The sequence below is a fragment of the Streptomyces sp. Edi2 genome, from assembly GCF_040253635.1.
Taxonomy (GTDB): domain Bacteria; phylum Actinomycetota; class Actinomycetes; order Streptomycetales; family Streptomycetaceae; genus Streptomyces.
In genome coordinates this window covers 5,399,778-5,418,229 of record NZ_JBEJGX010000003.1, presented here as the reverse complement: position 1 = coordinate 5,418,229, position 18,452 = coordinate 5,399,778, and the positions used below count along the sequence as shown (strand labels likewise).

18 protein-coding genes and 1 pseudogene are annotated in these 18,452 nt (G+C 72.7%); 7 read left to right on the top strand and 12 right to left on the bottom strand.

The annotated features are described in order from the left end of the window. Nucleotides 1–68: 68 nt before the first annotated feature. From otsB to ABR737_RS27265, 3 genes are all read right to left on the bottom strand, one after another. Nucleotides 69–968: a trehalose-phosphatase gene (gene otsB, locus ABR737_RS27275; RefSeq protein ID WP_350253020.1), complete on the bottom strand. Its 900-nt coding sequence runs from the start codon at nucleotides 966–968 to the stop codon at nucleotides 69–71. Between the two features lie 99 nt (nucleotides 969–1,067). Next, nucleotides 1,068–1,364, bottom strand: a complete 297-nt coding sequence (locus ABR737_RS27270) for a DUF3263 domain-containing protein (protein WP_350253018.1) — start codon at nucleotides 1,362–1,364, stop codon at nucleotides 1,068–1,070. Nucleotides 1,365–1,461: 97 nt separating this feature from the next. After that, entirely contained in the window at nucleotides 1,462–2,727 is a 1,266-nt protein-coding gene (locus ABR737_RS27265) for an ABC transporter substrate-binding protein (protein ID WP_502964380.1), read from the bottom strand. A 372-nt stretch (nucleotides 2,728–3,099) separates the two neighbouring features. On the opposite strand from ABR737_RS27265, the gene ABR737_RS27260 reads away from it, so the two are divergent. The 3 genes from ABR737_RS27260 (at nucleotide 3,100) to ABR737_RS27250 (ending at nucleotide 6,493) form a co-directional block, all read left to right on the top strand. Beyond that, nucleotides 3,100–4,065, top strand: a complete 966-nt coding sequence (locus ABR737_RS27260) for an ROK family protein (RefSeq protein ID WP_350253016.1) — start codon at nucleotides 3,100–3,102, stop codon at nucleotides 4,063–4,065. Next, nucleotides 4,065–5,276, top strand: a complete 1,212-nt coding sequence (gene nagA, locus ABR737_RS27255; protein ID WP_350253014.1) for an N-acetylglucosamine-6-phosphate deacetylase — start codon at nucleotides 4,065–4,067, stop codon at nucleotides 5,274–5,276. Before ABR737_RS27260 ends, nagA begins: the two co-directional genes overlap by 1 nt. 278 nt (nucleotides 5,277–5,554) lie before the next feature. Then, a complete protein-coding gene (locus tag ABR737_RS27250; RefSeq protein WP_350253013.1) occupies nucleotides 5,555–6,493 on the top strand; it encodes a 1-phosphofructokinase family hexose kinase in 939 nt (312 codons plus the stop codon). A 152-nt stretch (nucleotides 6,494–6,645) separates the two neighbouring features. On the opposite strand, the gene ABR737_RS27245 is transcribed toward ABR737_RS27250, so the two are convergent. Next, nucleotides 6,646–7,566, bottom strand: a complete 921-nt coding sequence (locus ABR737_RS27245) for a carbohydrate-binding protein (protein WP_350253011.1) — start codon at nucleotides 7,564–7,566, stop codon at nucleotides 6,646–6,648. Nucleotides 7,567–7,915: 349 nt separating this feature from the next. Continuing rightward, a complete protein-coding gene (gene cdgB / locus ABR737_RS27240; RefSeq protein WP_350253009.1) occupies nucleotides 7,916–9,592 on the bottom strand; it encodes a diguanylate cyclase CdgB in 1,677 nt (558 codons plus the stop codon). 367 nt (nucleotides 9,593–9,959) lie between these two features. On the opposite strand from cdgB, the gene ABR737_RS27235 reads away from it, so the two are divergent. Next, nucleotides 9,960–10,520 carry a flavin reductase family protein gene (locus ABR737_RS27235; protein ID WP_350256937.1) on the top strand — a complete coding sequence of 187 codons (561 nt, stop codon included), beginning with the start codon at nucleotides 9,960–9,962 and terminating at the stop codon, nucleotides 10,518–10,520. An 84-nt stretch (nucleotides 10,521–10,604) separates the two neighbouring features. Here the strand turns inward: ABR737_RS27235 and arfB are convergent, their stop codons facing one another. Then, the gene (gene arfB, locus ABR737_RS27230) at nucleotides 10,605–11,033 is read right to left on the bottom strand and encodes an alternative ribosome rescue aminoacyl-tRNA hydrolase ArfB (protein ID WP_350253007.1); all 429 of its coding nucleotides are present in this window, start codon (nucleotides 11,031–11,033) and stop codon (nucleotides 10,605–10,607) included. Nucleotides 11,034–11,236: 203 nt separating this feature from the next. Here arfB and ABR737_RS27225 point away from each other — a divergent pair, with 203 nt between their 5' ends. Further along, complete coding sequence (locus ABR737_RS27225; protein ID WP_350253006.1) at nucleotides 11,237–11,812, top strand: TerD family protein; 576 nt, start codon at nucleotides 11,237–11,239, stop codon at nucleotides 11,810–11,812. 204 nt (nucleotides 11,813–12,016) lie between these two features. Here the strand turns inward: ABR737_RS27225 and ABR737_RS27220 are convergent, their stop codons facing one another. Then, nucleotides 12,017–12,286 (bottom strand): helix-turn-helix domain-containing protein, encoded by a 270-nt coding sequence (locus tag ABR737_RS27220; RefSeq protein ID WP_350253004.1) that lies wholly within the window; start codon nucleotides 12,284–12,286, stop codon nucleotides 12,017–12,019. A 145-nt stretch (nucleotides 12,287–12,431) separates the two neighbouring features. On the opposite strand from ABR737_RS27220, the pseudogene ABR737_RS27215 reads away from it, so the two are divergent. Further along, nucleotides 12,432–12,821, top strand: a pseudogene (locus ABR737_RS27215) (M24 family metallopeptidase); the annotation flags it as partial. A 183-nt stretch (nucleotides 12,822–13,004) separates the two neighbouring features. After that, the gene (locus ABR737_RS27210; RefSeq protein WP_093645067.1) at nucleotides 13,005–13,502 is read left to right on the top strand and encodes a hypothetical protein; all 498 of its coding nucleotides are present in this window, start codon (nucleotides 13,005–13,007) and stop codon (nucleotides 13,500–13,502) included. Between the two features lie 22 nt (nucleotides 13,503–13,524). On the opposite strand, the gene ABR737_RS27205 is transcribed toward ABR737_RS27210, so the two are convergent. From ABR737_RS27205 to ABR737_RS27185, 5 genes are all read right to left on the bottom strand, one after another. Continuing rightward, complete coding sequence (locus tag ABR737_RS27205) at nucleotides 13,525–14,169, bottom strand: pentapeptide repeat-containing protein (RefSeq protein WP_350256936.1); 645 nt, start codon at nucleotides 14,167–14,169, stop codon at nucleotides 13,525–13,527. A gap of 345 nt (nucleotides 14,170–14,514) precedes the next feature. After that, nucleotides 14,515–15,618 carry a M24 family metallopeptidase gene (locus ABR737_RS27200; protein WP_350256935.1) on the bottom strand — a complete coding sequence of 368 codons (1,104 nt, stop codon included), beginning with the start codon at nucleotides 15,616–15,618 and terminating at the stop codon, nucleotides 14,515–14,517. A gap of 149 nt (nucleotides 15,619–15,767) precedes the next feature. Then, nucleotides 15,768–16,949, bottom strand: coding sequence for an NAD(P)/FAD-dependent oxidoreductase (locus ABR737_RS27195; protein ID WP_350253002.1), 1,182 nt, complete (start codon nucleotides 16,947–16,949; stop codon nucleotides 15,768–15,770). Then, nucleotides 16,949–17,143: a ferredoxin gene (locus ABR737_RS27190; RefSeq protein WP_350253000.1), complete on the bottom strand. Its 195-nt coding sequence runs from the start codon at nucleotides 17,141–17,143 to the stop codon at nucleotides 16,949–16,951. The genes ABR737_RS27195 and ABR737_RS27190 overlap by 1 nt, the downstream gene beginning before the upstream one ends. Nucleotides 17,144–17,194: 51 nt before the next feature. Then, nucleotides 17,195–18,412, bottom strand: coding sequence for a cytochrome P450 (locus tag ABR737_RS27185; RefSeq protein WP_350252999.1), 1,218 nt, complete (start codon nucleotides 18,410–18,412; stop codon nucleotides 17,195–17,197). Nucleotides 18,413–18,452: the final 40 nt, after the last annotated feature.

Sequence of the window (18,452 nt, the reverse complement as noted above, 5' to 3'; positions counted from 1 at the left end):
ACAGGACGTACGTCACAGGGGCCCGTCGCCCCAGTGCCGGGAAGGCCGCGGCGGCGGGCCGGGCGCCCCTAGGGGGTGTCTTCAAGCCGGTCGGCGAGGGCTGCGAGCAGTGCGACGACGCCGGTCGGGCCGTCGACCACCAGATCGGCGCGGTCGGCCAGCTCGGCGACCTCGTTGCTGCCGCTGCACACCAGGACGCCGTGGAGGCCGTCGGAGCGCAGCTTTTCGACGGCGGCGAAGGCCGCCAGGTCGCCCAGGTCGTCACCGGCGTACAGGACGGTGGTGGCGCCGGTCTCGCGGACCCAGTCGGCCAGGGCGACGCCCTTGTCCATGCCCGGCGGGCGGAGTTCCAGGACGAGGCGGCCCGGCTCGACGATCAAGCCGTGGCGTTCGGCGAGCGCGGTGAGCGGGCCGCGCAGTTGGTCGAAGGCGCCCTGGGGGTCGGCGGCGCGGCGGGTGTGGACGGCGATGGCGCGGCCGCCCTTGCGCTCGATGGCGGTCTCGACCCAGGTGCCGTGCCAGACGCCGGAGGCATCCAGGACGCCGGGGAGCTCGGCCTGTATGGCGGCGATGCCGGGCGGCGGGGCGGGCGCGTGGACGGTGCCGGTGGCGGCTTCCCAGCGCTCGGCGCCGTAGTGGCCGAGGACGGTGAGATGGTCCAGGCCCGGTGCCTCGGCGAAGCCGCCGAGGCGGACCGCGACGGTGGCCGGGCGGCCGGTGATCACCACGGCGGCGCGCAGCCGGGGCGCCAGGCGGCCGAGGGCGGCGACGGCGCCGTCATGGGCGCGGGCCTTCTCCGGGTCGGGGACGATATCGGCGAGGGTGCCGTCGAAGTCGAGGGCGATGACGGCGCGTTCCGGGTGAGCCAGCAGCGCGGCGAGGCCTTCGCGGCCGGCAGCGGTGCGCGGGGTCGGTAGGGGTCCGGGTGTCGGCTGGGAGTGCGGCGCGGCGTTCGGGGGGCTGCCCATGGCGCCGACCCTACCGGCGCGGGGCGGACGGCGCGGGTACCTCCCGGCCATCGCCGCAGGGCGCTCCACGGGAGCACCGGGGCGCGGCGGGCGCACGCGTCAGCGGCGGGCGCGGCGGGCGTCCCGGACGCGGCGCAGGCGGTTGACCGTGACGGGGTCGTGGGCGAGCGCCCGGGGGTCGTCCAGCAGGGCGTTGAGGAGTTGGTAGTAGCGGGTCGGGGAGATGCCGAGCTGTTCGCGGATGGCGCGCTCCTTGGGGCCGGGACCCGGCCAGGAGCGGCGCTCGACGGCGAGCACCGCCTCGTCCCGGGCGGACAGGCCCGAGGAGCTCTCGCCGGTTCCGGGGCCGCCGCCCGAACCGGCCGGGCCGCCCGCGCTCTCCGTACCGCCGCTCATCACGCTTCCACGATAAGCGCACGGTCGGACAACGCCCGGCCCGCCGCCCCGGACCGAGCGGGCCCGGCCGCCCGCCCGCGCCCCCGCATCAGTACCGTCATTCGCCGGTGTTGTCCGCCGCGTCCGCGGTGTTCTGGATGTCGGTGAGCACCCCGTCAGGGTTGCCCCGGGGGTCGACCGCGGCGCCCATCTTCGCCTTGACCGTCTTGGAGATCAGCGGCCAGGAGGTCTTGTTCGCCGGGTAGAACTCGGCGTTGGGGAGCTGATCGAGGAAGCCGTGCAGATTGGCGTACTTGTCGTCGGCCTGCATCGCCTCGGAGGCGGAGGTGGTGACCGGCAGCAGGCCGTACTCGCCGGAGAACTTCTCGACGTTCTTGTCGCTGTAGACGAAGTCGAGGAACTTGCCGGCCTGGGCGCGGTGGCCACCCTGCTTGAACGCCATCATCCAGTCGGCGACGCCCATGGTGGCCTTGGCCTTGCCGTTGGTGCCGGGCAGTTCGACGGTGCCGTAGTCGATGCCCTTGGCCGCGGCCTGCTTCATCAGGGTGGGGTGGCCGTTGAGCATGCCGACGTTGCCGTCGGCGAAGCCCTGGAAGGCGTCCTTGCGGTTGAGCTTGGCCGGGTCGGTGCCGGTCAGGCCCTTGCCGACGAGGTTGTCCTTGAGCCACTTGAACGTCTTGACGTTCTCGGGCGAGTCGATCGTGTACTTGCCGATGCTGTCGGTGTAGCCGCCGCCACCGCTGAGCATCCACTGCATCGTCTCGGCCTGGGTCTCCTCCGGGCCGAGCGGCAGCGCGAAGGGCATCTTGACGCCGTGGGCCTTCAGCAACTGGGCGTCGTGGGCTATGTCGTCCCACGTCTTCGGCGGGGCGGTGATGCCGGCCTGGGCGAACAGCTTCTTGTTGTAGAAGAGCCGCCGGGTGCTGGCGCCGAAGGGCATGCCGTACTGGATGCGCTTGTATTCGCCGGCCTCCGCGAGGGAGGGGGTGAAGTCGGCCTGGGTGGTGACGTTCAGCAGCTTGTCGACGCTGTAGAGCTGGCCCTTGGCCGCGTAGTCGGCGTAAGCGCCGATCTGGGCGAGGTCGGGGGCGTGGCCGGCCTTGACCAGGTCCTCGACCTTCTTGTCGACATCGGTCCAGCTGTAGACGTCGACATCGACCTTGGTGCCGGGGTTCTTCTTCTCGTAGGCGCGGGCGAGCTCGTTCCAGTAGTCCTGGGAGCTGTTGGACCGGCTGTCGCCGTAGTCCGCCGCGATCAGTTTGAGAGTGACGTCGTCGCTACCGGAGCCGCTGCCGCAGCCGGTAAGAGTCAGCGTCATGGTGGTGGTGATGACCGCCGCCAGGCTCAAGTACCGCCGCTGCACCGCTGTTTACCGCCCTTTGTCCTGAAAATCCGTGCTTGCCGGGCGTCCGCCCCGCCGTCTGTGGAGTCCCCCTCCAACGGCATGAACAGCTGGGCCTGGCCCACCGTCCGTTACCGAGTCTCCCCCGCGGCCTTGACAAGGTCTACACCACCCCCCGTTTCGCGGAGGTCCAGGCCTTCGGGCCGGCCTCCGGACACTCCCCTCAGCCCTCCCAGCCCCTCGGGCGGACCCGTCGGACGACCCTGCCGGGCGGCCCCCTCAGCCCGCCCCCTCGGGCAGTTCCCTCAAGCAGTCCCTTCGGGCAGCCCCTCCGGGTGACCCGATCGGTGAGTGGACTAGACCTTTCGGGCCGGAACGCGCAAAACTGTTCCCGTGAGACACGTCATCGCCCTTGATGTGGGCGGCACCGGAATGAAGGCCGCCCTCGTAGGGGTGGACACGGCGCCTTCCGGGGGGACCTCCCCCGGTCCTCCCGCGCTGCTGTACGAGGCACGGCGCCCCACGGGCCGCGAGCGGGGCCCCGACGCGGTGGTCGAGGCCATCCTCGGCTTCGCCGCCGAGCTGCGTGACCTCGGCACGGACCGCTTCGGCGTCCCCGCCGAGGCGGCCGGCGTCGCCGTCCCCGGGATCGTCGACGAGCGCTCCGGCACCGCCGTCTACGCCGCGAACCTCGGCTGGCGGGACGTACCGATGCGGGCGCTGCTGTCCGAACGGCTCGGCGGGGTGCCGGTCGCCCTCGGCCACGATGTCCGCACCGGCGGCCTGGCCGAGGGCCGGATCGGCGCCGGACGGGGCGCGGAGCGGTTCCTGTTCGTCCCGCTGGGCACGGGGATCGCGGGCGCCATCGGCATCGGCGGCCGGATCGAGGCCGGCGCGCACGGCGGCGCGGGAGAGATCGGCCACATCGTCGTACGGCCCGGCGGACGCGTCTGCGGCTGCGGCCGGCGCGGCTGTCTGGAGACGGTGGCCTCGGCTGCCGCGGTCGGCCGTGACTGGGCGGCGGTCTGCAAGGATCCGCAGGCCGGCGCGGCGGACGCGGCCAAGGCTGTGGAGTCCGGCGACGAGCGGGCCCGCGCCGTCTGGCACAGCGCCGTGGACGCCCTCGCCGACGGCCTGGTCACCGGGCTGACCCTGCTCGACCCGCAGACCCTGATCATCGGCGGCGGACTCGCCGAGGCGGGCGACACGCTGTTCACGCCTCTGCGGGAAGCGGTCCGCCGCCGCGTTACGTTCCAGCGGCTCCCCTCGATCGTTCCCGCGGCCCTGGGGGACGCCGCCGGGTGCCTGGGCGCAGGCCTGCTCGCCTGGGATCTTCTCTCCACGGAGGTAACCGCCTGATGGCACGGCAACAGTTTGCGCAGCGGCCCTCGGACCCCGGGCGCACCGTTCTGACCGGCGCCCGGATCGCCCGTCCTTCCGGCGTCGTCGAGCGCGGCCGGATCACCGTCGAGGGCGGCCGGATCGGCGATGTCCACAGCCGGGACCTCGACCCGGACGAGGCGGCGGCCGGACGGGTGGTGGACCTGACGGACCACCTCATCGTCCCCGGCTTCGTCGATATGCACGTCCACGGCGGAGGCGGCGGCTCGTTCTCGTCCGCCGACCCCGAGGAGTGCATGACGGTGGCCGAGACCCACCGCAGGCACGGCACCACCTCGATGGTCGCCTCCACCGTCACCGGCGAACTGACCGACCTCGCCCGGCAGGCCGCGGTGCTCGCCGAGCTGGTCCAGCAGGGCGAGCTGACCGGTATCCACTTCGAGGGCCCGTTCATCTCCGCGCACCGCTGCGGCGCTCACCAGCCGGAGCTGCTGCGCGACCCGGACCCGGCCGACGTCCGCAAGCTGATCGACGCCGCGCACGGCACCGCGTCGATGATGACCGTCGCGCCCGAACTGCCCGGCGGCCTGGAGTCCGTACGGCTGCTCGCCGACGCCGGGGTGATCGCCGCGCTCGGCCACACCGATTCCGACTACGACGCCACGCACCGGGCCATCGAGGCCGGCGCCACCGTCGCCACCCACCTCTTCAACGCGATGCCCCCGCTGGGCCACCGCGCGCCGGGCCCGGTCGCGGCCCTCCTGGAGGACGAGCGGATCACCGTCGAGCTCATCAACGACGGCACCCATCTGCACCCGGCGATCCTGCAGCTGGCGGTCCGTGAGGCGGGCGCCGGACGGGTCGCGTTCATCACCGACGCCATGGGTGCGGCCGGGATGAGCGACGGGATGTATCCGCTCGGCCCGATGCAGGTCGAGGTCAAGGACGGCGTCGCGCGGATCAGTTCAGGCCCCACGGCCGGTTCGATCGCCGGCTCCACCCTCACCCTGGACCGGGCCTTCCGGCGCGCGGTCACCCTCGACGGCCTCACGATCGACCAGGCCGTACAGGCACTTTCGGCCACCCCGGCCCGCCTCTTGGGCATCGACGACCGGACCGGCTCCCTGCAGACCGGCAAGGACGCCGACCTGGTGGTGCTGGATGCGGCGTACGAGCTGGTGGGGGTCATGCGGCGGGGCGAGTGGGTGGTGCGACCGAAGGGCGCCTGACGCTCGGCGGGGCGAAGGGCGGCGGGCAGGTGAACGGGCGGGGGCAGCGGCAGGGCGGCGGGCAAGGGCAGGACCGGGACAGGACCGGGGCGGCGGTGCGGCCCGGAGGCGGGCCCGAGGCGTCCGGGGACGGCTCCGGTGCACCCGGGAGCGGGTCCGGGTCTGGGCCAATGAGCACCAGCGATGGCATGATCGCTCGCGCACTTGTCCGTATGCCGCCGCCGTGCGCGGTGGCCCGACGCCCGGCCGCCCGGCCATGACTGCCCGGAGGGGCGACCATGATCCTCACGGTCACGCTGAACGCCGCCCTGGACATCACCTACCGCGTTCCCCGGCTCCGCCCCCACGCCACGAACCGGATCACCGAGGTGTCCGAACGCCCCGGCGGCAAGGGCCTGAACGTCGCCCGGGTGCTGGCCGCCCTCGGCCACCGCACGGTCGCCACCGGCTTCGCGGGCGGCGGCACCGGCGAGGCGCTGCGCGCGCTGCTCGCCGAGACGGACGTCACCGACGCACTGGTCCCGGTCGGCGGCGCCACCCGCCGCACCGTCGCCGTCGCCGACGCGAGCAGCGGGGACACCACCCAGCTCAACGAGCCGGGCCCGACCGTCTCCCCCGCCGAATGGGACACCTTCCTCGGCACCTACCGCGAACTGCTGGGCGAGGCACGGGCGGTGGCGCTGTGCGGCAGCCTGCCGCCGGGCGTGCCGGTCGACGTCTACGCCCGGCTCACCCGGGCCGCGCGCAGCGCCGGCGTCCCGGTCCTGCTGGACACCAGCGGCGAGCCGCTGCGCCGGGGCCTGGCCGCCCGCCCTGACCTCGCCAAGCCCAACGCCGATGAACTCGCCGCCCTCACCGGCAGCACCGAACCGCTGCGCGCCGCCCGCGACGCCCGCCGCCGCGGTGCCCATGCGGTCGCCGCCTCACTGGGCCCGGACGGCATGCTCGCGGTGACCGCCGACGGCGCCTGGCAGGCCGCGCCGCCACAGCGGATCGCCGGCAACCCGACGGGCGCCGGCGACTCGGCGGTGGCCGGTCTGCTGTCGGGGCTGGTGGAGGAGCTGCCCTGGCCGGACCGGCTGGCCCGTGCGGTGGCCCTGTCCGCCGCGACCGTACGGGCCCCGGCAGCGGGCGAGTTCGACGCGGCGACGTATGAAGAGCTGCTGGGGCGGGTGGTGGTGACGAGCGCTCACTCCGCGTCCGGCCCTGCCCGCTGAGCAGCAGCGCGCCGGCCCGCCGCGGCCGGACGTCGCACGCAGGACGGCCCGCGCGGGACGGCTCGCGCGCCCCACGACAAACGGTGTGCCTCGGGGATCGTGCTCCCCGCGGCACACCGCCGGTGTCTACCGGGCCTTCGCCGGCCCCGCCGTCAGCGCTTGACCTGGCCCGCCTTGAGGCTGACCTTGTCCAGGTTGAAGTCGCAGTTGTTGCCCTGCTCGCACGAGATCTTGATGGTGTTCGTGCCCTTGTTCAGGTGGATCCAGGCGAAGGTACGGGTCCAGCCCTTGTCCCACTCGCCCTCCTTCGCCCGGGCGAAGTTCTCCATGTTCAGCTTCGTCGAGCGCGGCTGCCCGTTGATGGTCAGCGAGGAGTCGGCGTCCTTGCCCGGGACGCCGTAGCCGACGAAGAGCGTGTAGTCGCCGGAGCGGGGCACATCGACACTCCAAGTGGCCGACGCACCAGGGGTGTTCATGCCCGCCACATACGTCCCGCCGTCCGAGCGGGCGCCGGGCACATCCTTGGCCGTGCTCGCGCCGCCCTCGAGCCGCAGGCTGCCCGCGTCCTGGGCCGGCAGCTTGCCGGGGGCGGGCTTCTTGGGCTTGTCACCGGAGTGCACCGTGCCACCGGCCGACGGCTCCGACTTGCCCGCGGTGTCGTCCTGGGAGCCCCTGCCGTTGGTGAGCATCGCGACGCCGATGCCTATGCAGACCACCGCGACCACGGCGACGGCGCCTATCAGCAGGCCGTTGCGGCCGCGGCGCGGCTCCTGGCCGCCGCCACCGTTGCCCGGGGCCGGACGCGCGCGGTCCCCGCCGGGCAGCGTCTCCGGCGCGGCGTAGTGGGCGTTCTGCTGCCCGTAGGTCACCTGCTGCGGGGCCTGCTGTCCGTACTGGCGCTGGCCGACCGCCCGCACCTGGTTGTAGGAGGTACGCGGGACACCCGGCTGCCGCGCCGCCGCACCGTCGCCCGACGGGCCCGGTGCGCCGCCCTCGCCGCCTTCCGAGCGGTAGAGATAGGCGAACGGGTCGTCGTTCTCCGGCGTGTCCGCGCCGTTGTTGCCGGCCGTCATTCCGTGTCACTCCCAAGCGATCTGTGCGCGTCTGGACGCGTCTTCCCGCGTGCGCTGTCGTCTGCTGCGCGAACTGTCTGGCGGGCCCCCGGCGGCACCGCGCCGCATCGGCGCAGCCTACCCCCTCAGGGCCTGCGCACACCGAGCCCGAAGGGCCACGAGATCGCTACGGATCGGTGAACTGCTGGTGTGGGGGCTGCGGGGTGCCGGGTGTGAGATACGCGGCATCCGGCACGGGGAAGGCGGGCGACGCGGGCGCTCCGGGCCACGGAGGCGACGCGGGCGCTCCAGGCGAGGGAGCGACGGGAGCGCCCCGGCCGCCCGCCGGCGCCGGCCGCTCCCCCGCGGCTCATCCTGCCGCCCGCCGGTTCGCCTTCGAGCGGGAGCGCTTCTCGACGTACATCCGCTGATCGGCCGACTCCAGGACCTCCTCGGCCGTCATCCCGCAGTTCGCCCAGCCGATGCCGAAGCTGGCGCCCACCCGGACCGCCCGGCCCTCCACCCGGATCGGCGGGATGATCGCGTTCCGCAGCCGGACCGCGAGATCCTGGGCGTCTGCGGTGCCGAGACCGTCGGCGAGCACCACGAACTCGTCGCCGCCGAGCCGGGCGACCGTGTCGCCGTCCCGGACGCCGCTGGTCAGCCGGCGGGCGACCTCGATCAGCACCGCATCGCCGGTGTTGTGTCCGAAGCGGTCGTTGATCGACTTGAAGCCGTCGAGGTCACAGAAGAGGACCGCGAGCCCCTTGGAGCCGTCGTCGGCCGGCCCGTCCGCGGGGGCGACGAGGTGGACGTGGTGGTCGAACGGGGCCGGGGGCCCGCCCTCGAAGCCGTCGAGTCCGTCGAAGGGCTCCTTGCCGTCCAGCCGGAAGCCGGGGGCCTCGTGGGGATCGGTGTGCAGGACGCGCGAGGAGGCGTAGGCGTCCGCCATCGAGCCGGGCGCGCGGGAGCACAGCCGGGCACCGAGCCGGGCCCGCAGCTCCGCGCTGTTGGGCAGTCCGGTCAGCGAATCGTGGCTGGCGCGGTGCGCGAGCTGCAGCTCGTGCCGCTTGCGCTCCTCGATGTCCTCGACGTGGGTGAGCAGGAAGCGCGGTCCGTCGGCGGTGTCGGCGACGACGGAGTTGCGCAACGAGACCCACACGTAGGTGCCGTCCCGGCGGGCCAGCCGCAGCTCGGCGCGGCCGCCCTCGGCGGAGGTGCGCAGCAGCGTGCCGATGTCCTCGGGGTGGACCAGGTCGGAGAAGGAGTAGCGGCGCATCCCGGAGGCCGGGCGGCCCAGCAGCCGGCACAGCGCGTCGTTGGTGCGCAGCAGCCGCCCGTGCTGGTCCCCGCCCATTTCGGCCACGGCCATCCCGCTCGGCGCGTACTCGAAGGCCTGCCGGAAGCTCTCCTCGCTGGCGCGCAGCGCCTGCTGATCGCGCTCCAGCCGGACCAGGGCGCGCTGCATGTTCGCCCGCAGCCGGGCGTTGCTGATCGCGATGGCGGACTGGAAGGCGTACATCTGCAGGGCTTCCTGGCCCCAGGGGCCGGGCCGCCGGCCGTTGCGCGGCCGGTCGACGGAGATCACTCCCAGCAGTTCGCCGCCGCCGTTGGACGTGGTGTACATGGGCGCGAGCAGGCGGTCCATGGGGTGCCACTCGTCGGGGAAGCGGGGCGCGGGCCCGGCCGTGTGCCACTGCGGTACGTCGTCGTCATCGAGCACCCAGCCCTCGGTGTGCGGGATGAAGACCAGGTCGCCCCAGCGCTCGCCCATGGACAGCCGGCGCTCCCAGGAGGTGCGGGAGCCGGCCCGCCCGGCCATCAGCGCCTCGGCGCCCGCGCTGCCGGCGACCGCGGCGACCACGAGATCGCCGTCGGGGCGGACGAGGTTGACCGCGGCCAGCTCGTAGCCGAGCCCGTTGATCGCGCCGTCGGCGACCGTCTGCAGGGTGTCCGCGAGGCTACGTGCGGTATTCAGCTCGGCGACCACTTGGTGCAGCTGCCGCAGGGTCGCAAGACGGACGTATGGCTCCGACTCGGTCTCCATCGCTCGCTCTCCCTGAGACCTCGACAGCAAACTCCACGATTCTTTGTCGTCCGATTCCACGCTCACTGAATCACAGTGAGCTGTTCACTCGGTACACAGGGTCAACAATTAGCGCCTCCTGTGACTCAAGTCACAAAGTCGGAAGGATGTTTGGCGATCTTCCATAAACCCGCCACGGGAGCGCGCCTTCACTCTTTCTACACTTGCTGAACGCAAATTTCCGAGTGTTCCGGACTTCCGTCGTCAGACCTAGGACGCGGCTGGTCCCCGGGCCCGATGCGCGGCGGGGGCCGACGAAGTTAGCGTTTATGGCGTGTTCACGAAAAGCCCTGCCGATACGGCGGCCTCCGGGCCCACCGCCCCTTCCGTGCCCGTCGTCGCCCTCACTTCCGCGCCGGATGATGCGCCCATCCCGCATTCTGTGGGAGTGAGTGACGACGAATTCCGTGCCGCCCTGTCCCGCCTCGCCGCAGGCGTGGTGCTGATCACCGCCCGTGACCCGGACTACGGGCCGCACGGCGAGGACGTCGGTATGACCGCCACGGCATTCCTGTCGGTCTCCCTCGACCCGCCGCTCGTCATGGTGAGCGTTCGCAACGATTCACGGATGGACGACCTGCTGGAGCTGCAGCCGCTCTGGGCCGTGTCGGTGCTCTCGGGACATCAGCGGCAGGTTGCCGGGCGGTTCGCGATGAAGGGGCGGATCAGCGACCGGCTGCTCTTCGAGGACCTTCCGTTCGTACGGGGCGAGGTGTCCGGTGCCCCGCTCATCGGCGGGGCGCTCGCCACCATGGAGTGCCGTACCGAGCAGCGCGTCGTGGCCGGCGATCACACGCTGGTCATCGCGCGGGTCCTGGCCACGTCGCTTCCCGCCGATGACGACGGGCCGCTGACGTACTTCCGGGGGAAGTACCGGCAGTTGGGGTGAGGGCGGGACGGCCGCGTGAGGGCGGGGCGGCCGCGTGACGCCCGGGGGGCGCCTGCGGGCCGGTCAGCACCGGTCGGTAGCCGGTCAGCCCCAGTCGCGGCCCGAGCGGCCGCGCTTGGTGTCGCCGCGCTGTTTCTTCTCCCGCAGCCGCCGCTCGTTGATGCCCCGTGGGATCCGCGACTTGCGGCGCGGCTTGGGCGGGGGCGCGGTGGCCTCGGCCAGCAGCGCGGCCAGCCGGACGGCGGCGGTCTCGCGGTTGCGCCACTGGGAACGGTGCTCCGAGGCCCGTACGGACAGCACGCCGTCGGTCAGCCGGCCTGCCAGCCGCTCCAGGGCGCGCTCCTTCCACACCGGCGGCAGCGCCTGCGTCTTGCCGAGGTCGAAGCGCAGCTCGACCTGGCTGTCGCTGGTGTTGACGTGCTGGCCGCCCGGACCCGAGGAACGCGAGAACCGCCAGACGAGCTCGGCCTCGGGAAGGACGACCGCACCGCGGATGACATGAGGCCCGGACATGCGTCCTATGATCTCGCGCGCCACGGGACCCGTCACCCGCTTTTCCTGGTCCATCGCGGCACATTCGCCATCAGGATTCGGCAAAGAAAGTAAAGAGTGCTGGAACCTCCCGGTCCCCTGATGGCGTTGTGGTGGGTGACGGTAGCTTCGTCCGCAGTACGGAGCCCGACGCTTCGACGAGTCGACAAGGAAAGGGACATCCCATGGCTGTAAGCCTGTCCAAGGGCGGCAACGTCTCCCTCACCAAGGAGGCACCGGGCCTGACCGCCGTCACGGTGGGCCTCGGCTGGGACGTCCGGACCACCACCGGCACGGACTTCGACCTCGACGCCAGCGCGATCGCGGTCAACCCGAGCGGCAAGGTCTACTCCGACCAGCACTTCGTCTTCTTCAACAACAAGGCGACGCCCGACCAGTCGATCGTGCACACCGGCGACAACGTCACCGGCCAGGGCGAGGGCGACGACGAGCAGATCAACGTCAACCTGGCGGCGCTGCCGGCCGACATCGACAAGATCGTCTTCCCGGTCTCGATCTACGACGCCGAGAACCGCAGCCAGAACTTCGGCCAGGTGCGCAACGCGTTCATCCGCATCGTCAACCAGGCCGGTGGCACCGAGATCGCCCGCTACGACCTCAGCGAGGACGCGGCCACCGAGACCGCCATGGTCTTCGGCGAGCTGTACCGTAACGGCGCGGAGTGGAAGTTCCGCGCCGTAGGCCAGGGCTACGCCTCGGGCCTCGTCGGCATCGCGCAGGACTTCGGCGTCAACGTCTGACCTGACGTCCGAGCCAACGCTCGACGTCTGAGTCAACGGCCGACGCCTGAGTCAACGTTCGACGCTTGAGTCAACGTCTGAGCCACGTCGGCGCCCGGAGCGGCCGGGTCAGCGCAAACGGAGGGCCGGTTCCCCATGGGGGGGCCGGCCCTCGGCGTGTTCTGGGGGGCCGGGGAGCCGCAACCGCCACGCCCGCGGCCCCGCTCAGGCGACCGCGGCCTCAGCCTCCACTTGAGGCGTGACCAGCGCCGCCACCTCGTCCAGTGACAGGCCGAGCGTGCCGGCCAGCGCGGCGACCGTGAAGAACGCCGGGGTCGGCGCCCGGCCGGTCTCGATCTTCCGCAGCGTCTCGGCGGACAGCCCCGCCGCCGCCGCGACATCGACCATGCTCCGCTCGCCGCGCGCCCTGCGCAGCAGCGCGCCGAGCCGTTCACCGCGTTCGCGTTCCCAAGGGGTCAGTGGAGTGCGCACCATGCCCGTGATACTAATACCGGTAAACAAATACCGGTAAATAAATACCGCCTTTGCCGCTGCCGCCGCCGCGCGGTGCGGTGCGGTGCGGTGCGGGAGGCGGCGAGCGGGAGGTAGCCCCATGGTGGAGATCAAGACGGATGGCCAGCGGCTGATGGACACCACCCGGCAGGCGCTGGAGGCGGGCATCGCGGCGGCCGTGGTCGGCGCCCGGATCGGCGACATCTCCCATGCGATCGGCAGCATCGGACGCGCGGCCGGCTACGGCATCCCCCGCGACTTCGGCGGCCACGGCATCGGCCGCCAGATGCACGAGGACCCGCCGGTCCCCAACGACGGCCGCCCGCACCGCGGCTTCGTCCTGCGCCACGGCCTGGTCCTCGCCATCGAGACGATGTTCCTGGCCGGCGGCAAGGACACCTACGGCGAGGACAGCGACGTCTGGACCCTGCGCACCACCGACGCCTCCCGCGCCGCCCACTTCGAGCACACGGTGGCGGTGACCGAGGAGGGTCCGCGGGCGATGACGGCGCTGTAGCGGGAGTGGGGGGCGACGGGGGTGGTGAGTGACGCGGGTTGCGCGACGAGCAAGGGCGGGCCGGGGCGGGCGGCGACGGGCGCGGCAGGGGCGGAGGCGGGCACCGCACGGGCGGGCCGGGGCGTCTCTCCGTGTAACCGGTGCGGGCGTCTCCGCGCCGCACCGGCGTGACACCATCAAGACGTGATCGACGTCGGCTACTCCCTCTCCCGCCGCTTTCCGGACCCGCCGCAGACGGACTACCGGACCGCGGACGTGCGCACGCTGCGCCACGACCTCTTCTGCGGCGATGTCTACCTCGCCGACACGAAGACGGACCGCGAGCTGTCCACGGCCTGGGGCTGGGTACCGGTCCTCGACTTCGCCTGGGCGCTGTGCGACATCGTCGAACAGCTCGACACCGACCCCCGGGGCAACCGCTCCGCCCGCCCCGTCCACGCCGAGCTGGACTTCACCGAGTCCGCGGACCGGATCTTCTTCGAGCGCCGCTTCGGATGGGTGGACGTGGACGCCGACTGGATGCCGGCCGACGAGGCCCCGCTCACCTTCAACCACTCCGCGCTGCGCCGCGAGGCCCGCGACTTCCTGCACGACCTGATCGCCGACCTCACCGATATGCACGACGGCCTCGGCGACAACCCGGCCATCTGGGACCTCCAGGCCCGCTTCCCCCGCGTCTGAGGCGCCCGGCCGGCCGGGCGGCTCACTCCACCCGCACCCCTATCTGGGCCGCGAACGCCGGGGCCAGATCGAGCAGTTGGGACGCGCTGATCACCGCTCCCGACAGCCGGCCGATCCCCCGGGCGATATCCAGTGCGGCCGCACCCCGCAGATCGACGTCCTTCATACGCGCCTCGGAGAAGTCCGCCCGCGCCAGCGTGCAGTCGTCGAACGTCACCCGCTCCAGCTCCGCCCCCGCGAAGTCCGCCTCGACCAGCACACAGCCCTCGAAGGCGACATCCCGCAGCTTCGCCCTCCGCAGATTCGGGAAATCGATCTTCCCGCCGCGCACCACGACGCGCTGCAGCACCGCCCCGTGCAGCTGCGTCCCGCCGAGCCGGGCGTCCGACACCTCCACATCGCGCAGGGACGCCTGGGAAAGATCCGTGCCGACGCCGCGTACGCCGCTCAGCACGCTGTCGAGGATCCGCGCCCGGCTGAGCACGGTCTCGTCGAGCGCGCAGCGCCGCAGTGCGCAGTCCAGGAAGCGCGCGCCGCGTGCCGACTGCCCGGCCCAGTCGGCGTCCGCGAACTCCAGCCCGTCGTAATCCCCCTCGGCCTCCAGCTCCCCGCCGTCGTACGCCGCCAGCTCCGGCAGCCGCACCTCCGGCCGCCGCACCGCCCGCAGTGTCTCCTTACCGCGCCCTGCCACCGGGCCACCGCCTTCCTGCCGTCCGAGCCCGTCCGCCGCTCCGGCCCCGCGCCCGCTGCTTCGGTCGAGGCCTGGGTTCCGGCCCACGCCCGCCATCGCGATCCATGCCCGCCGCTCCGGTCCATGCCCGGGTTCCGGTCCACGCCTGCACACCCCATCGTGAACCACACCACTGACAACGCACCCTGACCTGCAGAAATAGCCAGCAGACCGCGATGGCAGGCCCCGTGCCGCAGTGGCAGGCCCCGTGCCTCCGCGGCCCCCTGCCGAAGCCCCGGCCGCTGCGGCGGCAGCGACCGGAGCGGCCGGAGCGGCCGGCCCCTACCGCACCACCGCCATCTCCCGTGCCGTCCCGTTCAGCCGCCGCCCGCCCGACTCCGTGCACGTCACGATGTCCTCGATACGGACCCCGAACCGCCCCGGCAGATAGATCCCCGGCTCGATCGAGAAGCACATCCCCGGTACCAGCGGCAGGTGCTCGCCCTCCACCAGATACGGCGGCTCGTGCGTGGTGACCCCGATGCCGTGGCCGGTGCGGTGGATGAAGTACTCGCCGTACCCGGCAGCCTTGATGATCTTCCTGGCCACCCGGTCGATGTCCTGGCAGGCGACGCCCGGCCGCACCGCCTCGAACGCCGCCTGCTGCGCCTCCCGCACGATGTCGTGCACCTTGCGCTCCTCGGCGCCCGGCTCCCCGACGTGCACGGTCCGCGAGGTGTCCGAGCCGTACCCGTCCTTGAGGCCGCCGAAGTCGAGCACGACCATGTCGCCGTCCTCGATGACCCGTTCCCCGGCCTCGTGGTGCGGATTGGCGCCGTTGGGGCCCGACCCGACGACCGTGAAGTCCACCTGGCTGTGCCCGTGCTCGGTCAGCAGCCGCGCCAGGTCCGCCGCCACCTCCCGCTCCTGCCGGCCGCCGAAGCGCACCCCCAGGATCTCCTCGTACGTCGCGTCCGCGGCGGCGCCGGCCGCGGCCAGCCGCGCCACCTCATGGGCGTCCTTGACCGCGCGCAGCATCGGCAGCGCCTCCGTGAGCGCGGTGTAGGCGGTCCCCGGCAGACGCCGCTGCAGCCCCAGCAGATGCAAGGCCCACGTCGCGTCGGACACCCCGTAACGCCCTTGCGGGTCCACCCACTTGGCGATCTCCGCATACGGTTCCGAGCCGTCGGTCCACCCCGACACCTCCATCGCCGGGGCCCCGGGCGAGTGCTCGGCATCCGGGTGCTCCAATACGGGCACCAGCAGCCGCGGGCGCCGCCCCGGCTCGATCACCAGGGCGGTCAGCCGCTCGGTGGCGGCGGGCGGGCGGTAGCCGCACAGCCACACCAGATCCGGACCCGGCGTCACGATCAGCCCGGCCAGCCCGGCATCGGCGGCGGCCCGGCCCGCCCGGTCCATCCGCCGCTCGTAGTCCTCGTGCGTCATCGAAGTCACCATGCCGGTGAACTTACGCCGGTACGCGCCGTCCGGCCCGTCAAAATCCCTCTCCCGCCCGCCCCTTCCTCCTCCAGTTCACCCGGCCGTCCGCCCCTGCCCCCTACGGGCGCAGCGCCGAACGGACGCCTGCCCCCGGATTACTCCGGCACCCGCTCGCCGATACGGCCGCGGTACGCGTGCAGGGCGCGGGCGCTGTTCCAGCCGAGTACGCCCACTATGCGGCCGCCCTCCTGGTAGAGCGCGACGAACCTGCCCGTCTGCGGATCGCCCTCGACGCAGGTGACCCGGGCATCCACGGGACACCGGCCGTGGAACTGGATCTTGGCGTCGTACTGGTCGGTCCAGCCGAACGGCACCGGCGCGTAGGGCACCGCGTCCCCGGGCCCGACGAGGAGGTTCCTGGCGACGGCGAGGGCCTGGGTGGTGGCGTTGGTGCGTTGTTCGAGGCGGACGCGGCCGCCGGTGACCGGGTCCGGCCAGTTGGCGACGTCTCCTGCCGCATAGACCCCGGGGGCGGCGCGGCAGTGGCTGTCGCAGAGCACCCCGTCCCCCAGGGAGATCGCGGAATCCGCCAGCCAGTCGGTGGCCGGCACCGAGCCGATCGCGACCACGACCACCTCGGCGGGGAGCCGGTCCCCGTCGTCGAGCACCACCTCGGTGACCCGGCCGTTCCCGCCGGTCAGGCCGGCGACGCCGCGGCCCATCCGCAGCCGGACCCCGTGGTCCCGGTGCAGACCGGCCACCAAGTTCCCCACCCAGGGGCCGACTTGCGCGGCCAGCGGGGTGGGCGCGATATCGACGAAGGTGACGTCCAGTCCCAGCCCCCGTGCGGTAGCGGCGATCTCGCTGCCGAGGAACCCGGCGCCGATCACCACGACCCGCGGGCCGCCCAGCAACTGCGCACGCAGCGTCAGGGCGTCGTCGAGCGTGCGCAGGACGTGCACCCCGGCCAGGTCGTGGCCGAAGGGCAGTTCGCGGGGCCGCAGCCCGGTCGCGATGACCAGGCCGTCGTAGCGCAGCCGGTCCCCGTCCTCAAGGGTGACGGTGCGGGCCGTCGTGTCCACACCGGTCGCCCGGCAGCCCAGGCGCAGCTCGGCCTTCAGGCGCCCGAGGTCCGCGTCCTGGCGCAGCACGGTCGTCTCCGGTTCCCGCGCACCGGCCAGGACCTGCTTGGACAGCGGGGGCCGGTCGTAGGGCATCCGGGGTTCCTCCCCGACCATGGTCAGCGTCCCGGCGAAACCCTCGCGGCGCAGGGCCTCGGCCGTGGTGAGCCCCGCGGCCGAGGCGCCCACCACGACGATCCGTTCCTTCTCGGGCACTACTTCAGCACCTCGATGGCCAGCGCCGGGCAACGGGCGGCGGCGTCCTCCACCGAGGAGTGCTGCCCCTCGGGCGGGAGGGCGTCCAGGAGGACGACGATGCCGTCGTCCTCGCGCTGGTCGAAGACCTCTTCGGCGGCCAGCACACACTGTCCTGCGCCGACGCACTTGTCCTCGTCGATGACGACCTTCATCAAGATTCCTTTCTCGGGTGGTTGTGGTCCCGGTGCCGGCCGTGGCGCCGGCTACCAGGTCACGGGCAGTGCGTGGACGCCGTAGATGAGCATGTCGCTGCGCATCGGCACCTCCTCCGCCGGTACGGCCAGCCGCAGCGAGGGGAACCGGTCGAAGAGGGCGGACAGCGCGGCCTTCATCTCCACGCGGGCCAGTTGCTGGCCGATGCACTGGTGGGCACCGTGTCCGAAAGCCAGGTGCGGGCTGTGGGGCCGGCGCACGTCCAACTGGTCGGGGTCGCCGGTGAACTTGACGGCGTCACGGTTGCCCGACGTGAGGGAGGCGAGCACCGTGGTGCCGGCCTCGATGCGGTGGCCGTTCAGCTCCAGGTCCTCCCGCACCACGCGGCGCAGACCGAACTGGATGATCGTCAGGTAGCGGAGCAGCTCCTCGACGGCGTTGTCCCAGAGCGAGGCGTCCGCGCGCAGCGTCGCCAGCTGGTCGGGGTGGTGCAGCAGGCACATGGTGCCCAGCGCGATCATGTTCGCCGTCGTCTCGTGCCCGGCTAGCAGCAACAGCGCCCCGACACCGGCCATTTCCTCGTCGGTGAGCCGGCCGTCCTGCACCAGACCGCTGAGGATGTCGTCGGTGGGGCGGGCCCGCTTGGCGAGGACCAGTTCGTGGATGTGCTGGTTCATCGCCAGGTGCGCCTGCTGGACCTGCTCCTGGCTCGCGTCCAGCCGGAGCATGGCGCTCGAATTGCGCTGGAAGTCGTCGCGGTCCTCGTACGGCACCCCCAGCAGCTCGCAGATCACCAGCGAGGGGATGGGCAGGGCGAAGTCCTGGACGAGGTCGACCGGCTGCTCGGCGGCTGCCATGGCGTCCAGGTGCTCGGCCACGATCCGCTCCACCGCGGGCGCCAGCTTCCGCATCCGGCGCACCGTGAACTGGCCGGTGAGCAGCCGGCGGATCCGGGTGTGCTCCGGGCCGTCCATCATGATGAACATCCCCGGCGGGGGCGGCGGCACCGGTGTGCCGGTGGGCGCGAAGGCATCGGCCCGCGCAGGCCGGCGGTTCGCGCCGAACCGTGGGTCGGCGAGCACCGCCCGGACGTCCTCGTGCCGGGTGACCATCCAGCCTTCCGTACCGTCCGAGAAGGTCGCCGGCGCGATCGGGGCCTCTTCGCGCAGCGTCCGGTACCCGTCCGGCGGGCTGAACGGGCAGGTCCGCTCGGTGGGCTGGGGCCGGGCGTCGGGCCGCGGCGGGGTGGTGGGCTGGGTGTCGGTCATCGGACGGTCCTTTCCATGGGGTGTCGGGTCGGTGGGGTGT